Origin of the sequence: Acidovorax sp. Root70, assembly GCF_001428225.1 — a bacterium.
Classification (GTDB): Bacteria; Pseudomonadota; Gammaproteobacteria; order Burkholderiales; family Burkholderiaceae_C; genus Acidovorax.
In genome coordinates, this window is record NZ_LMHQ01000005.1 from 1 (window position 1) to 22,571 (window position 22,571).

The following is a 22,571-nucleotide window of genomic DNA, read 5'->3' on the forward strand; positions in this document are numbered from 1 at the left end:
TCTTCATTCCCTTGCTGCACAAAACAGCAGGGTAGGTAAAACACCTGGCTCAGTTTTAGGTCGGCATCACACCAAAAAGTGGCTCAGTTTTCGGTCGGCGTCAACAGATCGGGGTGTCAAAGAGGGCTTCTTCCATCGCCAGATCCGACAAGGTAAACCACTGCTGCATGCAGTGGATGCGCAGCATGGTCTCCAGGGCAAAGGGTGGGCGGCCGTTCTTGCCCTCGGGGTAGTACGGGGCAATGACATCGATCAATGCAGCCCAGGGAACCACCCGATCCATCTGGACCAGCAGTTCCTGTTTGCGGGTCTTCTTGGTGCTCAGATTCAGGTCAAGGCTGCTTTGCTTCATGGCCTGTGAGGATGCCATTGCATGCTGACATGTACCAAACACTGCGGGGGGTTTTGCAGGATTTCCCTAGATGCTTGTTTACGACTTTAATTGCGTGTTTACGACTTTAATTACCCAGAATACCGACGATGGGCCGCTATCTCCTGCGCAGATATCGGTGCTTCAGGCAGTGGCCAATGAGGATCTGCCGAAGGGGGCAGTTGTTCGCATAAGCAGTCTTTTTGCTGGAGGATGACATGCCGAAAAAGCACACCACCAACCCTTTGCTGATAGCCCGCGTCGGCTGGAGCAATGGCTCCCAGACGGTAGTGTTGCCGCCCGGATTCAGGTTTGCCGATTCCGTCCGTGAGGTGTTCATCCGCCGCGATGGCGAGAGGCTGGTGTTGACCCCGCGTCCAACCGATTGGTCTGACTTCTTTGCTTCGGGGGTGAAGACCTCGGCCGACTTCATGGCGGTGCGCGAACGCTTGCCAAATTCAGGAACGTGTGGTTTGACGTCCAGCCTGTTGAGCCCGAGGTAGTGCGTGGATTCACGACTCCTTGTCGTTCATGCGTCCGTCCGAACCGCTTCCGGTGACAGGTACCCTTGGGGCTTTATCTACAGGCTGCAGAGCTATCTTTACGACCCACAGTGCATGAGTCAAATTTGTAGAAAATTCCCACAATCGAAAAATAATTGTTGAAATCTAATTTTTATACATGAAAAAGTCCATAACTTTAGTCAATTAAGGCAGAATGCCAGCCACCCTGTGACCCTTACTCCACGGTCACAGATTTCGCGAGGTTACGGGGCTTGTCCACATCCGTCCCCCGCGCGCAGGCCGTGTGGTACGCCAGCAGCTGCAGCGGCACCACGTGCAGCAGCGGGCTCAGTGCGCCGTAGTGCTCGGGCATGCGGATCACGTGGATGCCTTCACTGCTTTCGATGTGGGTGTCGCCATCGGCCAGCACATACAGCACGCCCGCGCGGGCGCGGACTTCCTGCATGTTGCTCTTGAGCTTTTCCAAGAGGGCGTCGTTAGGCGCCACGGTCACCACCGGCATGGCGCTGGTCACCAGGGCCAGGGGGCCGTGCTTGAGTTCGCCGGCCGGGTAGGCTTCGGCGTGGATGTAGCTGATTTCCTTGAGCTTGAGCGCGCCTTCCAGCGCGATGGGGTAGTGCAGGCCCCGGCCCAGGAAGAGGGCGTTTTCCATGCGCGCAAAGTCCTCGGCCCAGCTGATGAGCTGGGGTTCGAGCGCCAGCACGGCCTGCAGGGCCACGGGCAGGTGGCGCATGGCTTTGAGGTGGGCGGCCTCCTGCTCTTCACTCAGGCGGCCCTTGCTTTGCGCCAGCGCCAGCGTCAGCAAGAAGAGGCCTGCCAGCTGCGTGGTGAAGGCCTTGGTGCTGGCCACGCCAATCTCGACACCCGCACGTGTGATGTAGGCGAGCTTGCACTCGCGCACCATGGCGCTGGTGGCCACGTTGCAGATGGTCAGCGTGTGCTGCATGCCCAAAGACTGCGCGTGGCGCAATGCCGCCAGGGTGTCGGCGGTTTCGCCGCTTTGGCTGATGGTGACAACCAGTGTGCGCGGGTTGGGCACGCTGGTGCGGTAGCGGTATTCGCTGGCCACCTCGACCTGGGTGGGAATGCCCGCGATTTCTTCGAGCCAGTATTTGGCGGTGCAGCCGCTGTAGTAGCTGGTGCCGCAGGCCAGGATCAAGACGTTGTCGATTTCCTTGAACACGCGCCAGGCGGCTGCTCCGGGCTCGCCATGCTGGCCCGCTCCATCAAACAGCTCGGGCACGATGCCGGCAAGGCCTTCCAGCGTGTCGGCAATCGCGCGGGGCTGCTCGAAGATTTCCTTTTGCATGTAGTGGCGATACGGCCCCAGCTCGGCGGCGCCGCTGTGGGCCTGCACGGTGCGCACGGGGCGCTGCCCGGTGGTCAGCGCGTTGCCGTCCTTGCCCACGATCCAGTAGCGGCCCAGCTGCAGGTCCACCAGATCGCCCTCTTCCAGATAGACGATCTGGTCGGTGACGCCCGCCAGGGCCATGGCGTCGCTGGCCAGAAAGTGCTCACGCGATGACGAGGCGCCGGTGGCGTCCTTGCCCACGCCCAGGATCAACGGGGACCCTGCACGTGCGCCCACCACGCGGTGGGGTTCGTCTTTGTGCATGACGGCGATGGCGTAGGCGCCATGCAGTTCGGCCACGGTGGCCCGCACGGCGTCGAACAGGTCGCCGCTGTAGTGGCTGTCCACCAAGTGGGCGATGACCTCGGTGTCGGTCTGGCTCGCAAACTCATAGCCGCGTGCCTGCAGGCGGGCGCGCAGCTCTTCGTGGTTCTCGATGATGCCGTTGTGCACCAGCGCCACCCGGCCTGCGGCCTGGGCATGGGCGTCCGCGCCCGTTCCATGGCTGAAATGCGGATGGGCGTTGTGCACGGCGGGCGCGCCGTGCGTAGCCCAGCGGGTGTGGGCAATACCGGTGGCGCCGTCGATGTGCTCGGTGCTCACCTGTTCCAGCAGCTCGGCCACGCGGGCGGTGCTGCGGGCGCGCTGGAGGCCGGCAGGGCGCGTAGCGTCCAGGCTGGACGCATGCACGGCCACGCCGCACGAGTCATAGCCCCGGTATTCAAGCCGCTGCAGGCCCTGCACGAGGATGGGAACGATGTTGCGCGTGGAGACTGCGCCGACGATACCGCACATGGTGGTTGCCCTTGGAAGGAATGTGATCAGATGCGGCGATGGTAGGCAGCGCTTCAAAAAATTATTGATTGATATTTACAAAAATATGAACTTTAATTTCACCCATCTCCAATGGTGAAATTTTTGTTCAATTTTTGACTTTTAATGGAATCCATATCACTCGACGCCATTGACCTGCAACTGCTCAACCTGTTGCAGACCGATGCCGCGCAAAGCAACCAGGCCCTGGCCGAACAGGTGCATGTGTCGCCGCCCACCTGCCTGCGCCGCGTCAAGCGCCTGCACGATGCGGGGCTGATCGAGCGGCAGGTGGCCATCCTGCAGCCCGACCGGCTGGCCACCCTGCAAGGCCACGGGCTGGCGTGCATCGTGGAGGTGTCGCTGGACCGCCAGGGAGCCGAACAGCTCGACGCCTTCGAAGCCCGCGCCGTGCAGGAGGCCGCCGTGCAGCAGTGCTGGCGCGTGTCGCCGGGGCCCGACTTTGTGCTGGTGGTGCACACACGGGACATGCCGGGCTACCTGGCGCTGTCGCAGCGACTGTTCACCGGCGACGCCAACGTGCGCAATGTGAAGGCGTTCTTTGCGACACGGCGGGCAAAGTTCGAGACAAAAGTGCCAGTAGCGCTAGTGTGATATGCCCTGAGTGCTATTAATTTATTAGCAAACCACATCCAACCCGCACTCGCGCCCTCTCACCACCGCGCCAAACAGACCGCCCCTCCAGGCCCGGCAGCACAGCCCCCACCCTCCATCCACGTCATCCATGCGACTGAGGGGAACGGGCCACGGTCATTTCTTGCTGGTATCGCCTGGCCGTGCGTTGTAAGCTCCGCCGCACTTTCTACCTACCCGGCCGGTGGATGCCCGCGTGGCAGCACCGCCCTTCTCCTGCACACCCATGCCGACGCCCCGCCGCCAGATGCCCCGCCGCATCTACCCCTTGCGCATCCTGGGCATGGGGCTGGGCGGCATGGTGGTGGCGACGGTGCTGTGGGAGCGCCAGGCATCCACCATGGCCTGGACGTCCCTGCTGCTGGCCACGCTGGTGTGGCCGCATGTGGCCTACCTGCTCACACGCCGCGCGGCTGACCCGTACGCTGCCGAGGTGCGCAACCTGCTCATCGACTCGGCGCTGGTCGCCGCACTGGTGCCGCTGATGCACTTCAACCTGCTGCCCAGCGTGATGCTGCTCACCCTGACCATGGTGGACAAGATCACCACCGGCATCCGGGGGCTGTGGGTGCGCGCCCTGTGGGTGATGCTGGCGGCCGGTGTGGCCAGCACTGCGGTCATGGGACTGCACTGGGCGCCCGAGACCTCCATGCGCGTGATGGTAGCCTGCCTGCCGGTGATGTCGTTGCACACGCTTTCGGTCAGCGCCGTGAGCTACCAGCTCATCCGGCAGTCCGCGCGCCAGAACCAGATGCTGGACGAACTGCGCCGCGTGGACGCCCTGACCGGCCTGTTCGGGCGTGGCCACTGGCAAGAACAGGCAGAGGCCGCACTGCGCCGCCACCACACCACCGACGAACCGGCCTGCATGCTGATGCTGGACATCGACCATTTCAAGGAGATCAACGACGCCTACGGCCACACCGTGGGCGACGAGGTCATTCGCGCGCTGGCGCATGTGGTGCGGGGCAACGTACGCGCTGGCGACTGCGCAGGGCGCTACGGCGGGGACGAATTCGCCATCGTGCTGCCCGGCATGCATGCGCGCGACGCCCTGGCTGTTGCCCAGCGCATTCGCGAGCAGACCGAAGGCGTGCGCCTGCGCAGCCTGCCCGAACTGCGCATCACCAGCAGCATCGGCGTGGCCCCGGCTGACCACCGCCACAGCAGCCTGCGTGCGTGGATCGACGCCGCCGACGCAGCGCTGTACGTCGCCAAGAACGGCGGGCGCAATCAGGTGGCGGGGCACATGGAGCACGAGCTTGCGCCGGCGGTGTAGCCGCCTATCCAGGCACAACCACCCGGACCGAAAGTGCTTGCCATGCCAGAAGGCTCAAGCAGGCAGAGGTCCCCGCGCCGATCTGGCATGCAATGGCATTGGCAGGCATAGGAACGCGAAAACCCGGGAAAGACACTGACCATGGCTTGCCTGCGCAGACTCGTAGCCTTCACTGCCATGCTGAGCGCACTGAGCGCGTTGACCGGATGCGCTTCAGCACCATCCCCCCAGGTGCCCGCTGCGCCGCCCTTGGACTTTGCGCAGCGGTACAAGCTGCAACTCCAAGTCAATCCGTACGTGGACACGATGCCTCGGGTCATGCTGGGACTGGAAGAGCCCCCCTGCGCCGACCTGATCGTGCTTATCTCCATTCGTGCTGGGGCGGATGGCTTTCCGCCAGGGCTGGAGGTCGAGTCGGCAACGCTCACCAAGCGGGGCCCCGCTGGCATGGGACCAAGGGAATTGCTGGGCGATAGCGTATCGATGTGGGACGTTCAGTTCCCTCCGCACTGGGCTTCGACCCGCTTCTCCGGGTACGTGGTGGAGGCAAAGCTGCGAGAAGCCTATTTCATGGAGACCCTGAACAGCGTCAAGGACTGGAGCAGCAACCGCGCCGTGACGGCCGCCGGATTCGCGCCGCCCCGCTGGTTCCCTGAACGCACCCTGCGGGGCGCTCTCACAGGCTGCCCGCCCTGGGGATGGGATGCCGGAGACACGCTGCAGGTCACGCTACGGATCAGGGCAGGCGACCAACGCGCCACGCTGCGCGCCACAGGGTTGTACGGAGCCGCTTCGTAACCGAACGGTAGGGTGGGCCGGCAGGGGCCACACCCTGTGTGTGGCCTTCATGGCCGGTCGCCCGTCGCTGACAACAGGCGTTAGCCCGGCAACGGTTCCTGCGCGGAGCTTGGTGCGCCAATGGGCCAGGCCACCCGCACCCTGCACCCTGCACCGGGCGCCGCCGTCGCGCTGACCTCTGCGCCGTGGCGCTGCGCAATGGCGCGGCACAGTGCGAGCCCCGCGCCCACACCCTCGAACTCCGTCTCGCGGTGCAGGCGCTGGAACACGCCGAACAAGCTGCCCGCGCGCGCCAGGTCAAAGCCCACGCCGTTGTCCTGCACCGTGAAGGCGACCTGGCCCGCCGGTGCTGCATCCGCCGACACCGTGATGCAAGCGTGCGCCACGGGGCGGGTGAATTTGAGGGCATTGCCCAGCAGCTGCACCAGCAGATCCTGCAGCAGCGCGGGGTCGGCTTGCAGCGTGGGCAGGTCGGCGCCCGCGCGCCATTGCACAGCGCGCCCGGCCTCGGCCGGGGCCAGCGTGGCGCGCGCCTGGGCCACGGCATCGGCCAGCGGCACAGGCTGCAGGCGCAGCGGGACCCGGCTGGTGCGCACCAGGGCTTGCAGGCCGTCGATCATGAACCCCATGCGGCGCGCAGACTGGTCCATGGTGGCGAGGAAGCCCAGGGCCTCTTGCACCTCGGCGCCCTGCACCACTTCGGGCGGCAAGTCGCCCAGCACCTCGCGCACCAGCGTGCCGTATGACGTCACATGCCGCAGCGGCGCGCGCAGGTCGTGCGAGACGGCGCGCAAGAACTCCTCTTGCGCAGCCGCCATGTCGGCCACCTGCTGCTGGCTGCGGGCCAGTTCGGCGCGCAGCTGTTCGGGGGTCATGTCTGCACCAGCCACTTTCATCTCCCGCTGCAGGCTACAGAAGCGTGCACGGCACAACGAGGCGCCAACGCGCTATGCACGAAGACGAAAACCCAGGCGAGGACAGCCAGCAAGGGCCGCCCCGCAGCAAAGGCTGTCGCCCCCCTGGAGGGGGAAGGCGCGAAGCGACTCAGGGGGTGCTTCATTTTTTCGGGCGTGACCAGTTGGCAATGCTCACCTGCTTGCCACGTGCCACGCTCAGCGCGCCGGGCGCCGTGCTCTTGGTAATGGTGCTGCCGCCGCCCACGGTACCGCCTGCGCCAATGGTCACGGGCGCCACCAGCACGCAGTTGCTGCCAATGTGCACATCGGCCTCGATCACCGTGCGGTGCTTGTTGGCACCGTCGTAGTTGGCGGTGATGCTGCCCGCGCCGTAGTTGACGCGCTCGCCCACAGTGGCGTCGCCCAGGTAGGCCAGGTGATTGGCCTTGGCGCCGTCGGCCAGTGTGCTGTTCTTCACTTCCACAAAGTTGCCGATGTGCACCTCGCGGCCCAGTTGCGCGCCGGGGCGCAGGCGGGCAAAGGGGCCAATCAGCGCGCCCTCGCCCACCGTGGCACCAGCCTTTTCGCCGTCGATGTGGGTGTAAGGGTGGATCACTGCGCCCGCTGCGATGCGCGCGTTGGCAATGCAGCAGTTGGCGCCAACGCTCACGCCCTCGCCCAGCTCCACGCGGCCGGTAAAGACGCAGTTCACATCAATCTCCACGTCCTGCCCGCAGACCAGTTCACCGCGCACCCCGGTGCGGGTGTCGTCGCGCAGGTCGAAGCGGGCCGGGTCAGCCAGGCGCACACCCTGCTCCATCAGCGCACGGGCTTGGCGCAATTGGTGGGCGCGCTCCAGCTCGGCCAGTTGCAGCGGGCTGTTGACGCCTGCCACCTGCAGCGCGTCGGTGATGCGGTGGGCCACCACGGGCACGCCGTCGGCCACGGCCATGGCGACGATGTCGGTGAGGTAGTACTCGCCCTGGGCGTTGTGGTTCGTCAGCCGTGCCAGCCAGGGCGTGAGCCGCCGCGCGGGCACGGCCATGATGCCGCTGTAGACCTCGGCGATGGCGCGTTGGGTGTCGGTGGCGTCCTTGTGCTCGACGATGCCTTGCACGGCGCCGTCGGCGTTGCGCACGATGCGGCCGTACCCCGTGGGGTCGGGCAGGGTCACCGTCAGCAGGGCCAGCTTGTCGCCTTCGCTCGCGGCCACCAGCGCGCGCAGGGTGTCGGCCTGCGTCAGCGGCACATCACCCGACAGCACCACGGCCGTGCCATCGTCACGCAGGTGGGACACGGCTTGCTGCACGGCATGGCCAGTACCCAGCTGCGGCTCCTGCCGCACGAATTTCAAGTCAAAAGAGCTGGTAGCGCCAGTCGCGCTTGCGGTGGCTGCTTCTACTTCTGTAGCGCCATGGCCGGTGATGACGATGGCGCTGCGTGCCTGCAGGTGCGCGGCCTGGTCCAGCACGTGGTGCAGCAGCGGGCGCCCGGCCAGGCGCTGCAGCACTTTGGGGATGCGGCTTTTCATGCGCGTGCCTTTGCCGGCCGCCATGATGAGGATGTCGATTGGGGTCATGAAAATGGAAGGGGGTTGCGCAGCACAAGCCCGGCGCGCGGGCATTGCGTGGATTATCGACTGCGGCCCACGGGACGCAATATGCTACGTAAACCATAGCTGCCTGCGCATGATTGACTGGCGCTTGCGGCCTGTTTGACCCCAAACCTGTCGCAACCAAGGCGCTATAGCAGCGGCATCAGCCGGGGCGGTGTGTCGTAGTACTCGGCAATGCGCGCCAGCGCGCGCGTGTTGAGCAGGCGCAGGCGCCCGTTTTTCAGCTCGTGCAGGCCCAGCTGGGCCAGGCGCCGCAGCGTCTTGTTCGTGTGCACCAGCGACAGCCCGAGGGCGTCGGCAATGTGCTGCTGGTTGAGCGGAAAGCCCACCGACCCCTCCTCCACCAGCCCGATGCGGTCCAGCCGCCGGTACAGGTGCATCAGCAGCATGGCCACGCGCTCGGTGGCGTTGCGGCGGCCGGCTGTGAGCAGGTTGTCGTCCACATGGCCCTCTTCATGTGCCGACAGCCAGGTGATGTCGTAGCCCAGCCGCGGATGCTCGCGGAACACGGCCCACAGGCTGTCGTTCTGGAACACGCACAGTGAGCAGTCGGTCAGCGCCTCGATGCCGTGGGCCGATACCTCGCCAAACTCCTGCTGCAGCCCCACCAGGTCGCCGGGCAGCAAGAAGTTGAGAATCTGGCGGCGCCCATCGCTCAGCGTCTTGTAGCGAAACGCCCAGCCCGAATACAGCGTGAACAGCTTGGCGTTGGTCTGGTTCTCGCGCACCAGCGCACCGCCGGCTTCCACCGCCAGGGTGTCACTGCGAAAGCCTTCAATGAACGCCAAGACCTCGGGCGTCACGGCGGTGAAGGCGCCCGTCTTGCGCAATCGGCAATCGCGGCAGGCCGGAGGGCAAACTTTGGCGGGCAAGGTGACGTTCATGAGGGTGCGATTTTAGGTACGGAATCCACCGAAACACATCGCGTTGCAAATGCGCCGCAAACCAAGTGGTTCCGCTGTCGCCTCTATGTCTTTTGACATTGCGCAGGCACCATGTGCCACCTACATTGGGCCTCACATATGAACCTATCCCCTGCCCTGTACGAGGTCCTCTACGTGAGCACCATCGCCCCCGAGCAACCGCTGAGCGTGGTGGCCGAGATTGCCGGGCGCGCGCGCCAGGTCAACGCGGAGCTGGACATCACGGGCTTGCTGATCTTTGACGGGCAGCGCTTTTGCCAGCAACTGGAAGGTCCGCAAAAGGCGGTGCTCAAACTCATCGAGCGCATCCGCAACGACCCCCGCCACATCAACATCGAAGTGCTGCACCACGGCCCGCTGGCGGGTCGGCGGTTTCAGCACTTCAGCCTGGCCTTCAGCACCGTGGAAGATGTGGATGCACTGGCCCGCATGGAGTCGCTGGACGGGGACGCGGCCATCGCTGCGTTCGAGGTTGTACGGGGCGAGCTGGTGCTCTGACCCGCCGCCTCGCGCGCTGCGCTCCGCCGATCACGCAGCTTCGGTCCAGCGCCGCAGGATCAGCGTGGCATTGACGCCGCCAAAGCCAAAGCCGTTGAGCATGGCGTGCGTGAGCGCCATGGGCCGGGGCTGCAGCGCCACCAGGTCCAGCCCTTCGGCCAAGGCATCGGGTGTGTGCAGGTTCAGCGTGCCCGGCACCACCTGATCGCGCAGCGCCAACGTGGTGAAGATGGCCGCCACCGCACCGGCCGCGCCCAGCAGGTGCCCGGTGGCCGACTTGGTGGAGCTGATGGCTACCGGCGCCCCCGCGCCGAACACCCGGCGGATGGCGGCCAGCTCGCCCCGATCGCCCACGCCGGTGGAGGTGGCATGGGCGTTCAGGTGCTGCACGTCCTGCGCCGTCAGGCCCGCCTGCGCCAGCGCGGCCCACATGCTGCGCGCGGCGCCGTCACCGTCTTCGGGGCCGGAGGTGATGTGGTACGCGTCGGCCGATGTGCCGTATCCCACCAGCTCGGCCAGCGGCTGCGCGCCGCGCGCCAGGGCGTGGTCCAGCGCCTCGATCACCAGCATGCCTGCGCCCTCGCCCATCACAAAGCCGTCGCGCTGCGCATCGAACGGGCGCGATGCCTGCTCGGGTGTGTCGTTGAACGCCGTACCCAGGGCCTTGGCCGCCGCAAAACCGCCCAGGCTCACGCGGTCGATGGCGGCCTCGCTGCCGCCACACACGGCCACATCGGCCTCACCGCTGCGGATCAGGCGCACGGCGTCGCCAATGGCCTGCACGCTGGCAGCGCACGCGGTGACCGGAGCCCCCAGCGGCCCCTTGAGCCCGTGGCGGATCGACACCTGCCCCGCCGCCAGGTTGACCAGGAACGACGGCACCGTGAACGGCGACAGGCGCTGCGGCCCGCGCGTGTCGGTGGTGCGCACCGCCTCGGCAATCGCACCGAAGCCACCGATGCCCGAGGCGATGACCGTGGCCGTGCGCTCACGCCCCCGCTCGTCAACGGGCGGCCAGCCCGCCTGGGCCAGCGCCTGCTGCGCGGCGCCCAGGGCAAAGGGGATGAAGCGGTCCATCTTGCGCTGGTCCTTGGACGAGACAACGGCGTCCACGTCCCAACCGCCTTCAGGGTCTTGCACCACATCCGGCACCTGCCCCGCGACCTTGGCGGCAATGCCGTCCGTGACCGCGTCCGGCAGGCGCGACAGGCCCGAGCGCCCAGCCAGCAGGCGCTGCCAGACCAGCTCCACACCGCAGCCCAGCGGCGACACCAGGCCCATGCCGGTGACCACAACCCGGCGCATTACGCGACCCCCTCACCATACAAGGCACGCTTCAGCGCGCAACGGGTCACATTGGTTATCTTCATGATTCAGCTCCACAGGATGGTTCAGCAGATGCGCCACCCTGAAGGGGTAGCGCCTTTATGATTGCAATCGTCATCATAAAGGCATGACTTCATTTTGCGTACGACCACCATCATTACGAGGCAGCATGAAGGTTTCCAAAGCACAGGCCGCTGAAAACCGGCAAGGCATTCTGGACGCGGCCTCCCGCCTGTACCGCGAGCGGGGGCTGACCGGCGTGGGCGTGGCCGACATCACGCGCGACGCCGGTCTCACGCATGGCGGGCTGTACCGGCATTTCGCCTCCAAGGACGCGCTGGTGCAAGAGGCGTGCGCGCGGGCGTTCGACTGGTCGATCGCCCCGCTGGACGGCGCCACCCCGAACACCACCATCAGCGAGCGCATCCAGAGCTACCTCTCGCCCCAGCACCGCGACTCGCCGGGCACAGGCTGCCCGGCGGCTGCGCTGGCGGTGGACGCCGCGCGGGCCGGCAGCGCGCTGTCGGAAGTGTTTGCCCAGGGCATCGAGCGCAACATCGGGCGGTTTGCGCAGTTGCTGGCAGACAACGGCGCCGAGGAAGGTGGCACGGCCGAGCAACCCACAGACCGCGCACGCGCCATGCAAATCCTGGCTACCATGGTCGGCGGGCTGGTGCTGGCCCGGGCCACCGCAGCGGCGCAGCCGGCGTTGTCAAATGAACTGCTGACGACGCTGCAGTCCCAGTTGATCGGGCTGTTGGGCGAAGCGCCGCGCGAGGAACCCGGGGGTTGAGCCGCGCGTGCCGCCAGCGCACGTCCATGCCAAACGCTATTAAAAAAAGAGCCACTGGCGCTTATTGATTAAGCACCAGCAGCTCTTTGGAGTTCCCATTCATGCCCCGACCGAGGCGGGCGAGCCTCGGTCGGATCAGGTCAGGCGCAGCAGGCGTCGTCCCAGGCGGGAGCCCCGTTGCCCACGGACGCACGGCGCCACCAGGCGGCAGGACGTGCATCGGCGGCATCGCCACGCACCCAGCGGTATTGCAGGCGGCGGCCGTTCAGCGGTTCGACCACCACCGACTGGCCTACTGCCACGGGCAGCGACTGCCCCGCGCACAGGACCAGGTCGCTGCCACCGCCCAGGCCCTGGCCCAGCGTGACCCAAGCCTGGCCTTCGGCGATGCGCAGGGTCATCGCGGCCTTGGGGGCCAGGGTGACGGCGGCGCCTGCGGCCACCTGCCCCGCCTCACCGGCGGCAGCGCCCATGGCGCGGGAAGATGCAAACAGATGAAGAACGTGAGAGGTTGTCATGGCTTTCTCCGGGTTAACCCTAATATGACCGTATGGTGCGCCGGTTGCAGAACAACGTCCAATGAAAAGCACGGCACGGATTGATGCTTTTCCTGCATGAGCTGTTCACACAGGCCTGCGCTGTAGCGGCGCTGCTATCCGAAACAGAGCAAACCGGGCGAGGCCGACGGCAAACCGGCCGCCCGCGCCCGCCACGCCCGCCAGCGCCGTGCCCAAGGCCCGTCCGCCCTGCCCTAGCGACTGGCCCAGATCGCGCAGCGGCTGCACGACGCCACATTCCCAATCCCTGGCGGCCATGCTGGCGGGCTGCGCCAGAGCGGGGGCTGCCAGGACGTCCCAGCGGAAAGCCACCGGCTCCGCGTAGCCGGAACCGCTCCAGGCCTCCATCACCACATGCTGCCCCGGCGCAACGGTCAGCTGTTCGCCCGGCTGCAGCACATGGTCCACCACGGCGCCTGGCAGGTCTGCCCGTGCACCGCGCAAGGTGACCCACGCCCGCCCCTGGGCGATCTGCAGCACGCCATGGGTGTCCGGGCGCAAGGACAGGGCCTGGCCGGTGGCCAGTTTCCAGCAACCGGCCGCGCGACGGCCAGCCGTGGCGGCGTGGACGGATTGTTGCGATTCCAGAACGTTGCGGGCGGACATGACAGGCTCCTTGGATTCGGTAAAACGTGATGAGGAGCCTGAATGGTGCGCCTTGCACCGCACACAGTCCAATGAAAACGCGGTACGCTATTCATTCCATCGACGCATGAATCGCTGTTTGCAGGAATGCCGCCATGACCACCGCCGAATACTCCCCCGCCGTCTTGCGCACCCGGCCCGTGGCCACAGGGCACTGGCGCGCGTTTCTGGCCGTGGCCAAGCACCTCAACTTCCGCGCGGCGGCCGACGAGCTGGCCCTCACCCAGTCGGCCGTGAGCCGCCAGATCCAGGCGCTGGAAGAAGAAGTGGGCGTGCCCCTGTTCCTGCGCCACACGCGCGCGGTGGAGCTGACCAGCGCGGGCGCGCAGTTGCAGCGCGCCGTGGGCCCCGCGCTGGAGCGCATGGACGCCGCCGTGCGCCTGGTGCGCCAGACGGCCGGGCGCCGCAGCGTGGCCATCACTACCTGGGCCAGCTTTGCGTCGATGTGGCTGATCCCGCGCATGGAGGAGTTCCAGCGCGACAACCCGGGTATCGACATCCGCATTGATGCAAGCGATGTGCAGGTGGACCTGGAGACGTCGGACGTGGACCTGGCCCTGCGCTATGCCATGCCCGCCGGGGCCACGCAGGGCGGCATCCGCCTGTTTGGCGAGCAACTTGCCGTGGTGGCCAGCCCCTGGTTGCTCAAGAGCGGCAAGCCGCTGCGCACCCCCGCCGATGTGGCGCAGTTCACCCTGATCGAGGCGGGCGACGCCCACCGCACGCACTACCTGGAATACCTGAGCTGGCGCCGCTGGTTCGACACCCGCGACCTGACCAAGCTGCAGCCCCAGCGCTGGCTGTACTTCAACTACGCCCACCAGATCGTGCAGGCCGCGCTGGCCGGGCAGGGCCTGGCATTGGCCCGCATGCCGCTGATTGCCGATGCCCTGGCTGCGGGCGACCTGGTGGAGGTGCTGCCCGGCCACCGCATCGACTCGCCCCTGGCCTACTGGCTCATGGTGGGGCCGCGCAGCGCGCAGCGGCCAGAGATCAAGGCCTTCTGCGCCTGGCTGCAGGTGCAGGCCGAGGCCACACGCCAGGCGATTGGCGATGTGCCCGACCCGGACCTGAACGACAACCTGGACGGCTCATGAAAAAAGCGCTGGGCCTTACGGCCTCAGCGCTTTCATTTTGATAGCTGCCAGCGCATATTCTTCTAGCGCTTGCGGCTGTTTTAACCCCAAATCAGGCCAAAGTCACCCGTGCAAACTTGCGCTTGCCCACCTGCACCACGTAGGTGCCGGCGGCCAGCTTCAGCCCCTTGTCGCTGACCACGCTGCCTTCCACACGCACACCGCCGCCGTCGATCAGGCGGTTGGCCTCGCTGGTCGAGGGGGCCAGGTTGGCTTGCTTGAGCAGCGCACCAATGCCCAGCGGCGCGCCCGACAGGCTCACCTCAGGGATCTCATCGGGCACGCCGCCCTTGCTGCGGTTGATGAAGTCCTGCTCTGCCGCATCGGCGGCGGCAGCGCTGTGGAAGCGCGTGGTGATCTCCTTGGCCAGCATCACCTTGGCGTCCTTGGGGTTGCGCCCGCCAGCGATCTCGGCCTTGAGCGCAGCGATGTCGGCCAGGCTCTTGAACGACAGCAGGGTGAACCAGTCCCACATCAGGGTGTCGCTGATCGACAGCACCTTGGCGAACATGGTGTTGGCATCCTCGGCAATGCCGATGTAGTTGTTTTTGGACTTGGACATCTTGTCCACGCCGTCCAGGCCCACCAGCAATGGCATGGTGAGCACACACTGCGGCTCCTGGCCATATTCCTGCTGCAGGTGGCGGCCCATGAGCAGGTTGAACTTCTGGTCCGTGCCGCCCAGCTCCAGGTCGCTCTTGAGCGCCACCGAGTCGTAGCCCTGCATCAGCGGGTACAAAAATTCGTGCACCGCGATTGACTGGCCGGTGGAGAAACGCTTGTGGAAGTCGTCGCGCTCCATCATGCGTGCCACGGTGTAGCGGGAAGCCAGCTGGATCATGCCGCTCGCGCCCAGGGGCTCGCTCCACTCGCTGTTGTAGCGAATCTCGGTTTTGGCCGGGTCCAGCACCATGCTGGCCTGCTTGTAGTAAGTCTCGGCGTTCACCTTGATCTGCTCGGGCGTGAGCGGCGGGCGCGTGCTGTTGCGGCCCGAGGGGTCACCAATCAGGCTGGTGAAGTCGCCGATCAGAAAGATGACCTGGTGGCCCAGATCTTGCAATTGCCGCATCTTGTTCAGCACCACCGTGTGGCCGATGTGGATGTCGGGGGCCGTGGGGTCCAGGCCCAGCTTGATGCGCAGCGGCTGGCCGGTGGCCTCCGAGCGCGCCAGCTTCTTGACCCATTCGTCCTGTGGCAGCAGCTCTTGCACACCGCGCAGCGAGATTTCGAGGGCTTGTCTTACACCATCAGAGACCGGGGTTGTTGTAACAGCAGATTGATTCATAAGGGTTTTTTGGGATGTCTAGACAGCATGCACCGCTATACTTCAGCCCACATTGCAGAGGCGGATTCTAGTGGGCCCGCCGTTTCGACCTGTTTTTCATCAACCTGTCGAATGGCTGCAGCCTGACAGTCTGTGCTCCTGGCCCCGCCCCGCATTCACACCGGGGGTGTGCCACGGAACCGCAATCACCCTGGGGATAGACCTTTGATTCACGGCCTCACTACGGTCCGCACCGCCAGCATCGCTTTGCTTGACCGGCTGTCCCGCACGATCCAACAACACCCCAAACGCATCACCGCCGCTATCGCAGCCCTCTTGCTGACGGGCGGCGGCGGCGCGTTTGCCGTGGCGTCCTTCGCGCCCGACCCGGCCGAACTGCCGGTGCGCGTGGTGAACTACCCGGTGGAGTCGCTGGCCGAAAACCTCGTGCTGGGCCAGCTCGACGCTCCCAGTTTTTCGCTGTTCCGCTCCGAACAGGTGCGCAGCAGCGACACCCCCGAGTCGCTGCTGCAGCGCATGGGCGTGGCCGACCCGGCCGCTGCTGCCTTCATGCGCAGCGACACGCCGGTGCGCCAGTACGTGCTGGGCCGCACCGGCCGCAGCGTGTCGGCAGAGACTACCGACGACCACCGCCTGATCCGCCTGACGGTGCGCTGGGTGCCGGACGACAGCGGCAACTTCCGCCGCCTGATCGTCGAGCGCACCAGCGACAACAAGTTTGCGACGCGCATCGAAACCGCCAAGATGACGACCAACAGCCGTCTGGCGGGCGGCATCATCCACAGTTCGCTGTTCGCTGCCACCGACGCGTCGAACATCCCCGACTCGGTGGCCGTGCAGGTGGCGGAACTGTTCTCGGGCAACATCGACTTCCGCCGTTCGCTGCGCAAGGGCGACCGCTTTTCGGTGGTGTACGAAACCCTGGAAGCCGATGGCGAACCGCTGTCAAGCGGCCGCGTGCTGAGCGCCGAGTTCGTCAATAACGGCAAGACCCACCAAGCCATCTGGTTCCAGGAACCCAACGCCACCAAGGGCGCCTACTACACACTGGACGGCGAAAGCATGCGCCGCGCCTACCTGACCTCGCCCGTCGAGTTCTCGCGCGTGACCAGCGGCTTCAAGATGCGCCTGCACCCCATCCTGCAAACCTGGCGCGCCCACCTGGGCACCGATTTTGCGGCCCCCACGGGCACCGCCGTGCGCACGGTGGGTGATGGCGTTGTGGAGTTTGCGGGCGTGCAAAACGGCTACGGCAACGTGGTGTTCATCAAGCACCGCAACCAGCACGTCACGGTGTATGCCCACCTGAGCCGCATTGACGTGCGCCAGGGCCAGTCGGTCGAACAAGGCCAGACACTGGGCGCCGTGGGTGCCACCGGCTGGGCCACCGGCCCCCATCTGCACTTCGAGTTCCGCGTCAACGGCGTGCACCAGGACCCGATGACCATCGTGGCCCAGAGCGAAGCCGCTGCCCCTGTGTCGGCGGCTGGACGGCCCGCGTTTGACCGCCTCGCTGCCAACATGCGTGTTCAGCTGAATGCCGCGGCGCTCATCGAGCAAGCCAGCGCAGACTGATCCCGACTTACCAACGACGCACCCCACCCGGCAGGCCATGTCCGATCTGTACATCGGCCTGATGTCGGGCACCTCGCTCGACGGGATCGACGGGGTGCTGGCCGACTTCTCGGGCCCTCGCCTGCGCGTCACGCACCATGCCAGCGCCGCCTTTGCCTCCGCACTGCGGGCCGAGCTGCTGGCCCTCAACACCCCCGGCGACAACGAACTGCACCGCGCAGCCCTCGCAGGCAATGCGCTATCCCGGGCCTACGCCGAGGTGGTGCACACCCTTTTGCAGCGCAGCGGCCACCCGACCCGTGCGATCCGTGCGATAGGCGCCCACGGCCAGACCGTGCGGCACCGCCCTCAGGAGTTCGACGGCACAGGCTACACGCTGCAACTGGGCAGCCCCGCCCTGCTGGCCGAGCTGACGGGCATCACCGTGGTGGCCGACCTGCGCAGCCGCGACGTGGCCGCGGGTGGCCAGGGTGCGCCGCTGGTGCCCGCCTTCCACCAGGGCGTGTTCGGCCGGCCGGACGAGACGGTGCTGGTGCTGAACATTGGCGGCATCTCCAACCTCAGCGTGCTGGGGGCGGACGGCAGCGTCCTGGGATTCGACTGCGGCCCCGGCAACGCCCTCATGGACCACTGGTGCCAGCAGCACACGGGCCAGCCATTTGACAAGGACGGGGCCTGGGCCGCCACGGGCCGGGTGCTGCCGGACCTGCTGGCCGCGTTGCTGCAGGAGCCGTATCTACACAAGGCGCCCCCCAAGAGCACAGGGCGCGACCTGTTCAACCCCACCTGGCTGGCCGCGCACCTGGAGCCCTTTGCGCAGGCCGCTGCGGCCGATGTGCAGGCCACTTTGACCGAATTCACCGCAAGCGCTAGTGCAATATGCGCCAATAGCTATCCAAACAATAGCAGAACCCTGGCAGTATGCGGCGGTGGCGCGCTCAACGACCAGCTCATGCGGCGGCTGCAGGCCGCCTGCCCGTCCCTGCAGGTGGTGGCCACCGATGCGCTGGGCCTGCCCGCCCTGCAGGTGGAGGCCGCCGCGTTTGCCTGGCTGGCGCGCCAAGCGCTGGAAGGTGCCCCAGGCAACCTGCCCAGCGTGACGGGCGCCGTGGGCCCTCGCGTCCTGGGCGCGGTGTACCCGGCCTGATTCGTCGGGTCTACAAGCCTTGGGCAGGGCGATCAGCCGTGGTCCCCGGCATCGACCGAGGCGCCAGCCTGGGTGCCGGACCGGTCTTGTGGCGACAGTTGCCAGAAGATTCCGGCTGAAGCCACCGTGATCAGTCCCATGCAGGCGAATGTGGCCTGAAAGGCTTGCAGGGTCTGGGCAGTGCCCGTGGGCTGGAAGAAATCGGTGAACGCCGCCAGCACCGCACCCGCCGCAGCCACTCCCATGCCCATGGCCACCATCTGCACCATCGACAGCAGGCTGTTGCCGCTGCTGGCCATGTCGTGCCCCAGGTCCTTGAGGGTCACGGTGTTCATGGCTGTGAACTGCAGCGAGTTCACCGCGCCAAACACCGCCAGCTGCAGCACATGCAGCCACAGCGGCTGCGAGGGCGCAGCCAGCCCGAAGCTGGCCATGGTCAGGCCCACCAGCAGCGTGTTACCCACCAGCACCTGGCGGTAGCCAAAGCGGGTGATCAGCGTGGTAGTGAACCGCTTCATCGACATACCCGCCACCGCCACGGGCAGCATCATCATGCCCGCCTGCAGCGGCGAATAGCCCATGGTGACCTGCAGCAGCAGCGGAATCAGGAACGGCATGCACGAGCTGCCCAGCCGGGCAAACAGGTTGCCCAGCAGCCCGATGCGCAAGGTATCCACCGAGAACAACCGGGGCGAAAACAGCGGGTCGGGCCGCCGCGCCGCGTGCAGCCAGTAGGCCACCAGGCTGGCCAGCCCGAAGATCATGAGCACCAGCACACTCGCCTGCCGCAGCCCCAGGCTGGCCAGCCCATCCAGTGCCAACGACAGCGCCACCATGCCAAAGGCGAGCATCAGATAGCCCGCCAGGTCAAACCGCGCCACCGTCGGCACGGGCACCCCCGGCATGTAGCGCATAGTGGCAGCACAGCCCAGCAGGCCCACCGGAACATTGATCAGAAAGATCCAGTGCCAGGAGGCCACTTCGACCAGCCAGCCCCCCAGGGTAGGACCAATCAGCGGGCCGATGAGCCCGGGAATGGCCACAAAACTCATGGCCTGCAAGAACTTCTCGCGCGGGAACGTGCGCAGCACCACCAGCCGCCCCACCGGGAGCAGCAGCGCTCCGCCCAAACCCTGCACCACGCGCGCGGCCACCAGCTGGGTGAGGCTGTGCGACAGCGCACAGAACACTGAGCCCGCCACAAAAAAGACAATGGCCAGAAAGTACACCCGGCGCGCGCCAAACCGGTCAGCCACCCAGCCCGACGCCGGGATGAGCATCGCCATGGCCAGCGAATACGCGACCACCACCGACTGCATGCGCAGCGGGCTTTCGCCCAGGCTCAGCGCCATGGCAGGCAACGCGGTGTTGACGATGGTGGCATCCAGCGTCTGCATGAAGAAGCCGACGGCCACCAGCCACAGCAGCACTTTCTGAGAGGGTTCCTGGTGCATGGGTTGCAAGGCTTTCAAGGGGAAACAACAGAACCATTGGCATGAAAAAACCGCCCGAAGGCGGTTGTTTCATTCAGGGTGCAGGTCTTTGCCTGGCACGGCGCCCCTCAAGCCGAGAAGCTCGATCCGCAACCGCAGGTGGTGCTGGCGTTCGGGTTCTTGATGACGAACTGAGCGCCTTGGAGGTCTTCCTTGTAGTCGATCTCGGCGCCGACCAGGTACTGGTAGCTCATGGCATCGATGAGCAGCGACACACCGTTCTTGGTCATGGTGGTGTCGTCTTCGTTGGTGATTTCATCAAAGGTGAAGCCATACTGGAAGCCAGAGCAACCGCCACCCTGCACAAACACCCGCAGCTTCAGGTCGGGGTTGCCCTCTTCGGCAATCAGGTCCGCCACCTTGGCCGCCGCACTGTCAGTGAACAGGATGGGGGCGGGCATTTCGGACTGGATGTTTTCGGCAACTGCGCTCATGGGGTACTCCGGGTTCAGGGTTTGCAGGGAATACTACTGCAAAGCTCTCGGGAATTCAGGTCACTGGCTGTTTGACGCTAACTTCAGTGGGGGCTTTTCCTCGATCAGCACGGCCATGGGAATCAATTGCCCGGCGATCACGGCGCCCTGGTGCATCTCCAGGGCCTTGTAGTGCACATTGCCCGTGATCTGCGCCTTGGGCTGCAACTCGAGCAGTTCGCGCGCATGCACGGGGCCCAGCACCTGGCCGTTGATGATCACATGGTCGGCGTGCACCGCCCCCTCGACCCGCGCGGTTTCGGAGATCACCAGGATGCTGGGCTGGTCCGCCACAGCCCGGATATCGCCGACCACATCACCGTCAATGCGCATGCCCTCGGCAAAATGCACATGGCCCTCGATCTTGGTGCCCTGCGCCACCAGGCTTTTGATGGGCGGCTGCTTTTTACGCGAAAACATGGGGAGGACTCCTGGAAGAGCAAGCAGGCCTTCAGGCCCACTTGCGGATTGAAGGGTCGCCAGATCGTGCAGTGGCGATGGGCGGCGCAGGCTGCCTTGGCGAGTGCGTCAGGGCCTTGCGGAGGCGTTATCACCACCGCCACGCTATTCGATGGCCATGGTCTGGCTGGTGCGAACGGTGGTGCCCTCCAGCACGCGGGCGGTCACGGTTTTTACCACGGCCTGGGGGGGCAGATCGAGCACGCCCTCGATGCGGCGGTACTGCCTGACCTGCAACGGTTGCCCTTGGGGCGGCTGGGTCTGCGACCAAGGCTTGCCATCCAGCGTGCCCGCCAGCACCAGCTCCAGTCGCCCGTTGAATTCCGGCGCATTGCGGGCCGCCTGGATCACCAGCACCTGCCAGCGCAGTTGCATCCCGCCCAGCACCTCGGCCTGCAGCGCGCGAATGGCCAGCCCATCGGTCTTGGCCGCAGGGATCAGCTTTTCAAAGAAGCCCAGGTCCTCTCGGAGCGTGCGGTTGTCGGTTTCGAGCTGGCGCACCTGGGCCATCAGGCTCTCCTTGGCCGCGCGCTCCGTCGCCAGCAGGCTCTCGGCGGTCAAGGCAACGGTCTGGCGCTCCTGGCCTTCTTCGCGCAGGCGGCTGATCTCCGCCTTCATCTGTACCACTTCGTCGCGCGAGACAGTATCGAGCCCCGCAATCGACTTGCCAAACTCAAAGGCCCACAACGCCACGGCGGCGCAAAAACCCGTCACCACGGCCAGGGCCAGCCACCGAAAGGGCCACGGCAAGGCGCTGCGGATGGCCACCCGGGGGGCGCTGATGGTCAACCGACGGCGAAGCAGGCGAAAGCGCATAGGCTCGACAGGCGGGCCATGGAAGGCCTCTCCCCAAAGAAAAGAGCGCACCATAAACGAAAAAACCGCCCGAAGGCGGTTTTTCTCTGTAAAGCACCCACTGGGAGTGCCTTGCAGGGGATGCTGCCCAGGGCAGCATCCGGCAGGGCCATAGCTTAACGCTTGGAGAACTGCTTGGCGCGGCGTGCGGAGTGCAGACCGACCTTCTTACGTTCGACTTCACGCGCATCGCGGGTCACGAAGCCGGCTTGGCTCAGGACGGGCTTGAGGGATGCGTCGTAATCGATCAGGGCGCGGGTGATGCCGTGGCGGGCAGCGCCAGCTTGGCCGGATTCACCACCACCGTGCACGTTGATCTGGATGTCGAAGGTTTCGACATGGTTGGTCAACGCCAGGGGTTGCTTGGCAATCATGATCGAGGTTTCGCGGCCGAAGTAGGACTGGATGTCCTTGCCGTTCACCGTGATCTTGCCAGAGCCTTTTTTCAGAAACACGCGGGCGACGCTGGACTTGCGACGGCCGGTGCCATTGTTCCATTCACCAATCATCTCAAGGCTCCTTAGATTTCCAGCACTTTGGGCTGCTGGGCGGTGTGGGGATGCTCAGCACCACCGTACACCTTGAGTTTCTTGATCATCGCGTAGCCAAGGGGGCCCTTGGGCAGCATGCCCTTAACAGCCTTTTCCAGCGCGCGGCCGGGGTGCTTGGCTTGCATGTCGCGGAAGTTCGTGGCCGTGATACCGCCGGGATAACCCGAGTGACGGTAGTACACCTTGTCCAGGGACTTGGTGCCGGTGACCTTGAGTTGGGCTGCGTTGATAACGACGATGAAGTCACCGGTATCGACGTGAGGCGTGTAAATGGCCTTGTGTTTGCCGCGCAAACGGAGAGCAACTTCGCTGGCTACTCGTCCGAGGACCTTGTTGGTCGCGTCAACCACAAACCACTCGTGCACGACCTCAGCGGGCTTTGCGCTGAAAGTAGTTGTCATGAGTTTTCTCTTCAAAAGAGGGTTTGGCGGGTCCTTTTCCACGGTCGGTGCTTCTCTGAAGGAAGCCTCTTAGGTGGCAAGAAGTCTTCGCCGCGGGACCACATAAGCGCTGCGAAGCCTTCCATTATACGAACGAGCCATACTTTCACGCAAG

Annotated in this window: 23 protein-coding genes and 1 pseudogene; 9 read left to right on the top strand and 15 right to left on the bottom strand. The window is 65.6% G+C overall.

Annotation, left to right across the window (positions count from 1 at the left end):
• Window positions 1–106 precede the first annotated feature (106 nt).
• Window positions 107–352: pseudogene (locus ASD94_RS03725) on the bottom strand (transposase); the annotation flags it as partial.
• A gap of 236 nt (window positions 353–588) precedes the next feature.
• Here ASD94_RS03725 and ASD94_RS03730 point away from each other — a divergent pair.
• Window positions 589–873 carry an antitoxin gene (locus ASD94_RS03730; RefSeq protein WP_056638830.1) on the top strand — a complete coding sequence of 95 codons (285 nt, stop codon included), beginning with the start codon at window positions 589–591 and terminating at the stop codon, window positions 871–873.
• A gap of 235 nt (window positions 874–1,108) precedes the next feature.
• On the opposite strand, the gene glmS is transcribed toward ASD94_RS03730, so the two are convergent.
• Window positions 1,109–3,040 (bottom strand): glutamine--fructose-6-phosphate transaminase (isomerizing), encoded by a 1,932-nt coding sequence (glmS, locus tag ASD94_RS03735; RefSeq protein ID WP_056638834.1) that lies wholly within the window; start codon window positions 3,038–3,040, stop codon window positions 1,109–1,111.
• Window positions 3,041–3,184: 144 nt separating this feature from the next.
• On the opposite strand from glmS, the gene ASD94_RS03740 reads away from it, so the two are divergent.
• The 3 genes from ASD94_RS03740 (at window position 3,185) to ASD94_RS03750 (ending at window position 5,789) form a co-directional block, all read left to right on the top strand.
• On the top strand, window positions 3,185–3,673 hold the full coding sequence (locus ASD94_RS03740) for an Lrp/AsnC family transcriptional regulator (RefSeq protein WP_056638838.1): 489 nt from the start codon (window positions 3,185–3,187) through the stop codon (window positions 3,671–3,673).
• 265 nt (window positions 3,674–3,938) lie between these two features.
• A complete protein-coding gene (locus ASD94_RS03745; protein WP_056638841.1) occupies window positions 3,939–4,991 on the top strand; it encodes a diguanylate cyclase in 1,053 nt (350 codons plus the stop codon).
• A gap of 297 nt (window positions 4,992–5,288) precedes the next feature.
• A complete protein-coding gene (locus ASD94_RS03750; RefSeq protein ID WP_156391328.1) occupies window positions 5,289–5,789 on the top strand; it encodes a hypothetical protein in 501 nt (166 codons plus the stop codon).
• Between the two features lie 80 nt (window positions 5,790–5,869).
• On the opposite strand, the gene ASD94_RS03755 is transcribed toward ASD94_RS03750, so the two are convergent.
• The 3 genes from ASD94_RS03755 to ASD94_RS03765 all read right to left on the bottom strand — a co-directional run bounded on the left by ASD94_RS03755 (window position 5,870) and on the right by ASD94_RS03765 (window position 9,184).
• On the bottom strand, window positions 5,870–6,664 hold the full coding sequence (locus tag ASD94_RS03755; protein ID WP_200954179.1) for an ATP-binding protein: 795 nt from the start codon (window positions 6,662–6,664) through the stop codon (window positions 5,870–5,872).
• Between the two features lie 181 nt (window positions 6,665–6,845).
• Window positions 6,846–8,264, bottom strand: a complete 1,419-nt coding sequence (gene glmU, locus ASD94_RS03760; RefSeq protein ID WP_056638848.1) for a bifunctional UDP-N-acetylglucosamine diphosphorylase/glucosamine-1-phosphate N-acetyltransferase GlmU — start codon at window positions 8,262–8,264, stop codon at window positions 6,846–6,848.
• 164 nt (window positions 8,265–8,428) lie between these two features.
• On the bottom strand, window positions 8,429–9,184 hold the full coding sequence (locus tag ASD94_RS03765; RefSeq protein WP_056638851.1) for a Crp/Fnr family transcriptional regulator: 756 nt from the start codon (window positions 9,182–9,184) through the stop codon (window positions 8,429–8,431).
• Between the two features lie 138 nt (window positions 9,185–9,322).
• On the opposite strand from ASD94_RS03765, the gene ASD94_RS03770 reads away from it, so the two are divergent.
• Window positions 9,323–9,721, top strand: coding sequence for a BLUF domain-containing protein (locus ASD94_RS03770; protein ID WP_056638854.1), 399 nt, complete (start codon window positions 9,323–9,325; stop codon window positions 9,719–9,721).
• A gap of 30 nt (window positions 9,722–9,751) precedes the next feature.
• Here ASD94_RS03770 and fabF read toward each other — a convergent pair whose 3' ends face one another.
• Entirely contained in the window at window positions 9,752–11,026 is a 1,275-nt protein-coding gene (gene fabF / locus ASD94_RS03775; protein WP_056638855.1) for a beta-ketoacyl-ACP synthase II, read from the bottom strand.
• Window positions 11,027–11,216: 190 nt separating this feature from the next.
• On the opposite strand from fabF, the gene ASD94_RS03780 reads away from it, so the two are divergent.
• On the top strand, window positions 11,217–11,840 hold the full coding sequence (locus ASD94_RS03780; RefSeq protein ID WP_056638856.1) for a TetR/AcrR family transcriptional regulator: 624 nt from the start codon (window positions 11,217–11,219) through the stop codon (window positions 11,838–11,840).
• Window positions 11,841–11,980: 140 nt separating this feature from the next.
• Here the strand turns inward: ASD94_RS03780 and ASD94_RS03785 are convergent, their stop codons facing one another.
• A complete protein-coding gene (locus tag ASD94_RS03785; RefSeq protein ID WP_056638859.1) occupies window positions 11,981–12,358 on the bottom strand; it encodes a DUF2917 domain-containing protein in 378 nt (125 codons plus the stop codon).
• 105 nt (window positions 12,359–12,463) lie between these two features.
• The gene (locus ASD94_RS03790) at window positions 12,464–13,003 is read right to left on the bottom strand and encodes a DUF2917 domain-containing protein (protein ID WP_056638862.1); all 540 of its coding nucleotides are present in this window, start codon (window positions 13,001–13,003) and stop codon (window positions 12,464–12,466) included.
• Window positions 13,004–13,137: 134 nt separating this feature from the next.
• On the opposite strand from ASD94_RS03790, the gene ASD94_RS03795 reads away from it, so the two are divergent.
• Window positions 13,138–14,139: a LysR substrate-binding domain-containing protein gene (locus ASD94_RS03795; RefSeq protein ID WP_056638865.1), complete on the top strand. Its 1,002-nt coding sequence runs from the start codon at window positions 13,138–13,140 to the stop codon at window positions 14,137–14,139.
• A gap of 91 nt (window positions 14,140–14,230) precedes the next feature.
• Here ASD94_RS03795 and tyrS read toward each other — a convergent pair whose 3' ends face one another.
• Complete coding sequence (gene tyrS, locus ASD94_RS03800; protein ID WP_056638867.1) at window positions 14,231–15,463, bottom strand: tyrosine--tRNA ligase; 1,233 nt, start codon at window positions 15,461–15,463, stop codon at window positions 14,231–14,233.
• Window positions 15,464–15,667: 204 nt separating this feature from the next.
• Between tyrS and ASD94_RS03805 the strand changes: the two genes are divergently transcribed.
• Both ASD94_RS03805 and ASD94_RS03810 read left to right on the top strand, forming a co-directional pair.
• Window positions 15,668–17,038: a M23 family metallopeptidase gene (locus ASD94_RS03805; RefSeq protein WP_056638869.1), complete on the top strand. Its 1,371-nt coding sequence runs from the start codon at window positions 15,668–15,670 to the stop codon at window positions 17,036–17,038.
• A gap of 37 nt (window positions 17,039–17,075) precedes the next feature.
• On the top strand, window positions 17,076–18,185 hold the full coding sequence (locus ASD94_RS03810; protein ID WP_056638874.1) for an anhydro-N-acetylmuramic acid kinase: 1,110 nt from the start codon (window positions 17,076–17,078) through the stop codon (window positions 18,183–18,185).
• A 32-nt stretch (window positions 18,186–18,217) separates the two neighbouring features.
• Here the strand turns inward: ASD94_RS03810 and mdtD are convergent, their stop codons facing one another.
• The 6 genes from mdtD to rplM form a co-directional block, all read right to left on the bottom strand.
• A complete protein-coding gene (gene mdtD / locus ASD94_RS03815; RefSeq protein ID WP_056638877.1) occupies window positions 18,218–19,639 on the bottom strand; it encodes a multidrug transporter subunit MdtD in 1,422 nt (473 codons plus the stop codon).
• A gap of 107 nt (window positions 19,640–19,746) precedes the next feature.
• Window positions 19,747–20,112, bottom strand: coding sequence for an iron-sulfur cluster insertion protein ErpA (gene erpA, locus ASD94_RS03820; RefSeq protein WP_056638881.1), 366 nt, complete (start codon window positions 20,110–20,112; stop codon window positions 19,747–19,749).
• A gap of 60 nt (window positions 20,113–20,172) precedes the next feature.
• Window positions 20,173–20,571 (bottom strand): polymer-forming cytoskeletal protein, encoded by a 399-nt coding sequence (locus tag ASD94_RS03825; RefSeq protein ID WP_056638884.1) that lies wholly within the window; start codon window positions 20,569–20,571, stop codon window positions 20,173–20,175.
• A gap of 144 nt (window positions 20,572–20,715) precedes the next feature.
• Entirely contained in the window at window positions 20,716–21,426 is a 711-nt protein-coding gene (locus ASD94_RS03830; RefSeq protein ID WP_056638887.1) for a DUF6776 family protein, read from the bottom strand.
• A gap of 155 nt (window positions 21,427–21,581) precedes the next feature.
• Window positions 21,582–21,974 (bottom strand): 30S ribosomal protein S9, encoded by a 393-nt coding sequence (rpsI, locus tag ASD94_RS03835; protein WP_005798582.1) that lies wholly within the window; start codon window positions 21,972–21,974, stop codon window positions 21,582–21,584.
• An 11-nt stretch (window positions 21,975–21,985) separates the two neighbouring features.
• On the bottom strand, window positions 21,986–22,417 hold the full coding sequence (gene rplM, locus ASD94_RS03840; RefSeq protein ID WP_056638890.1) for a 50S ribosomal protein L13: 432 nt from the start codon (window positions 22,415–22,417) through the stop codon (window positions 21,986–21,988).
• Window positions 22,418–22,571: the final 154 nt, after the last annotated feature.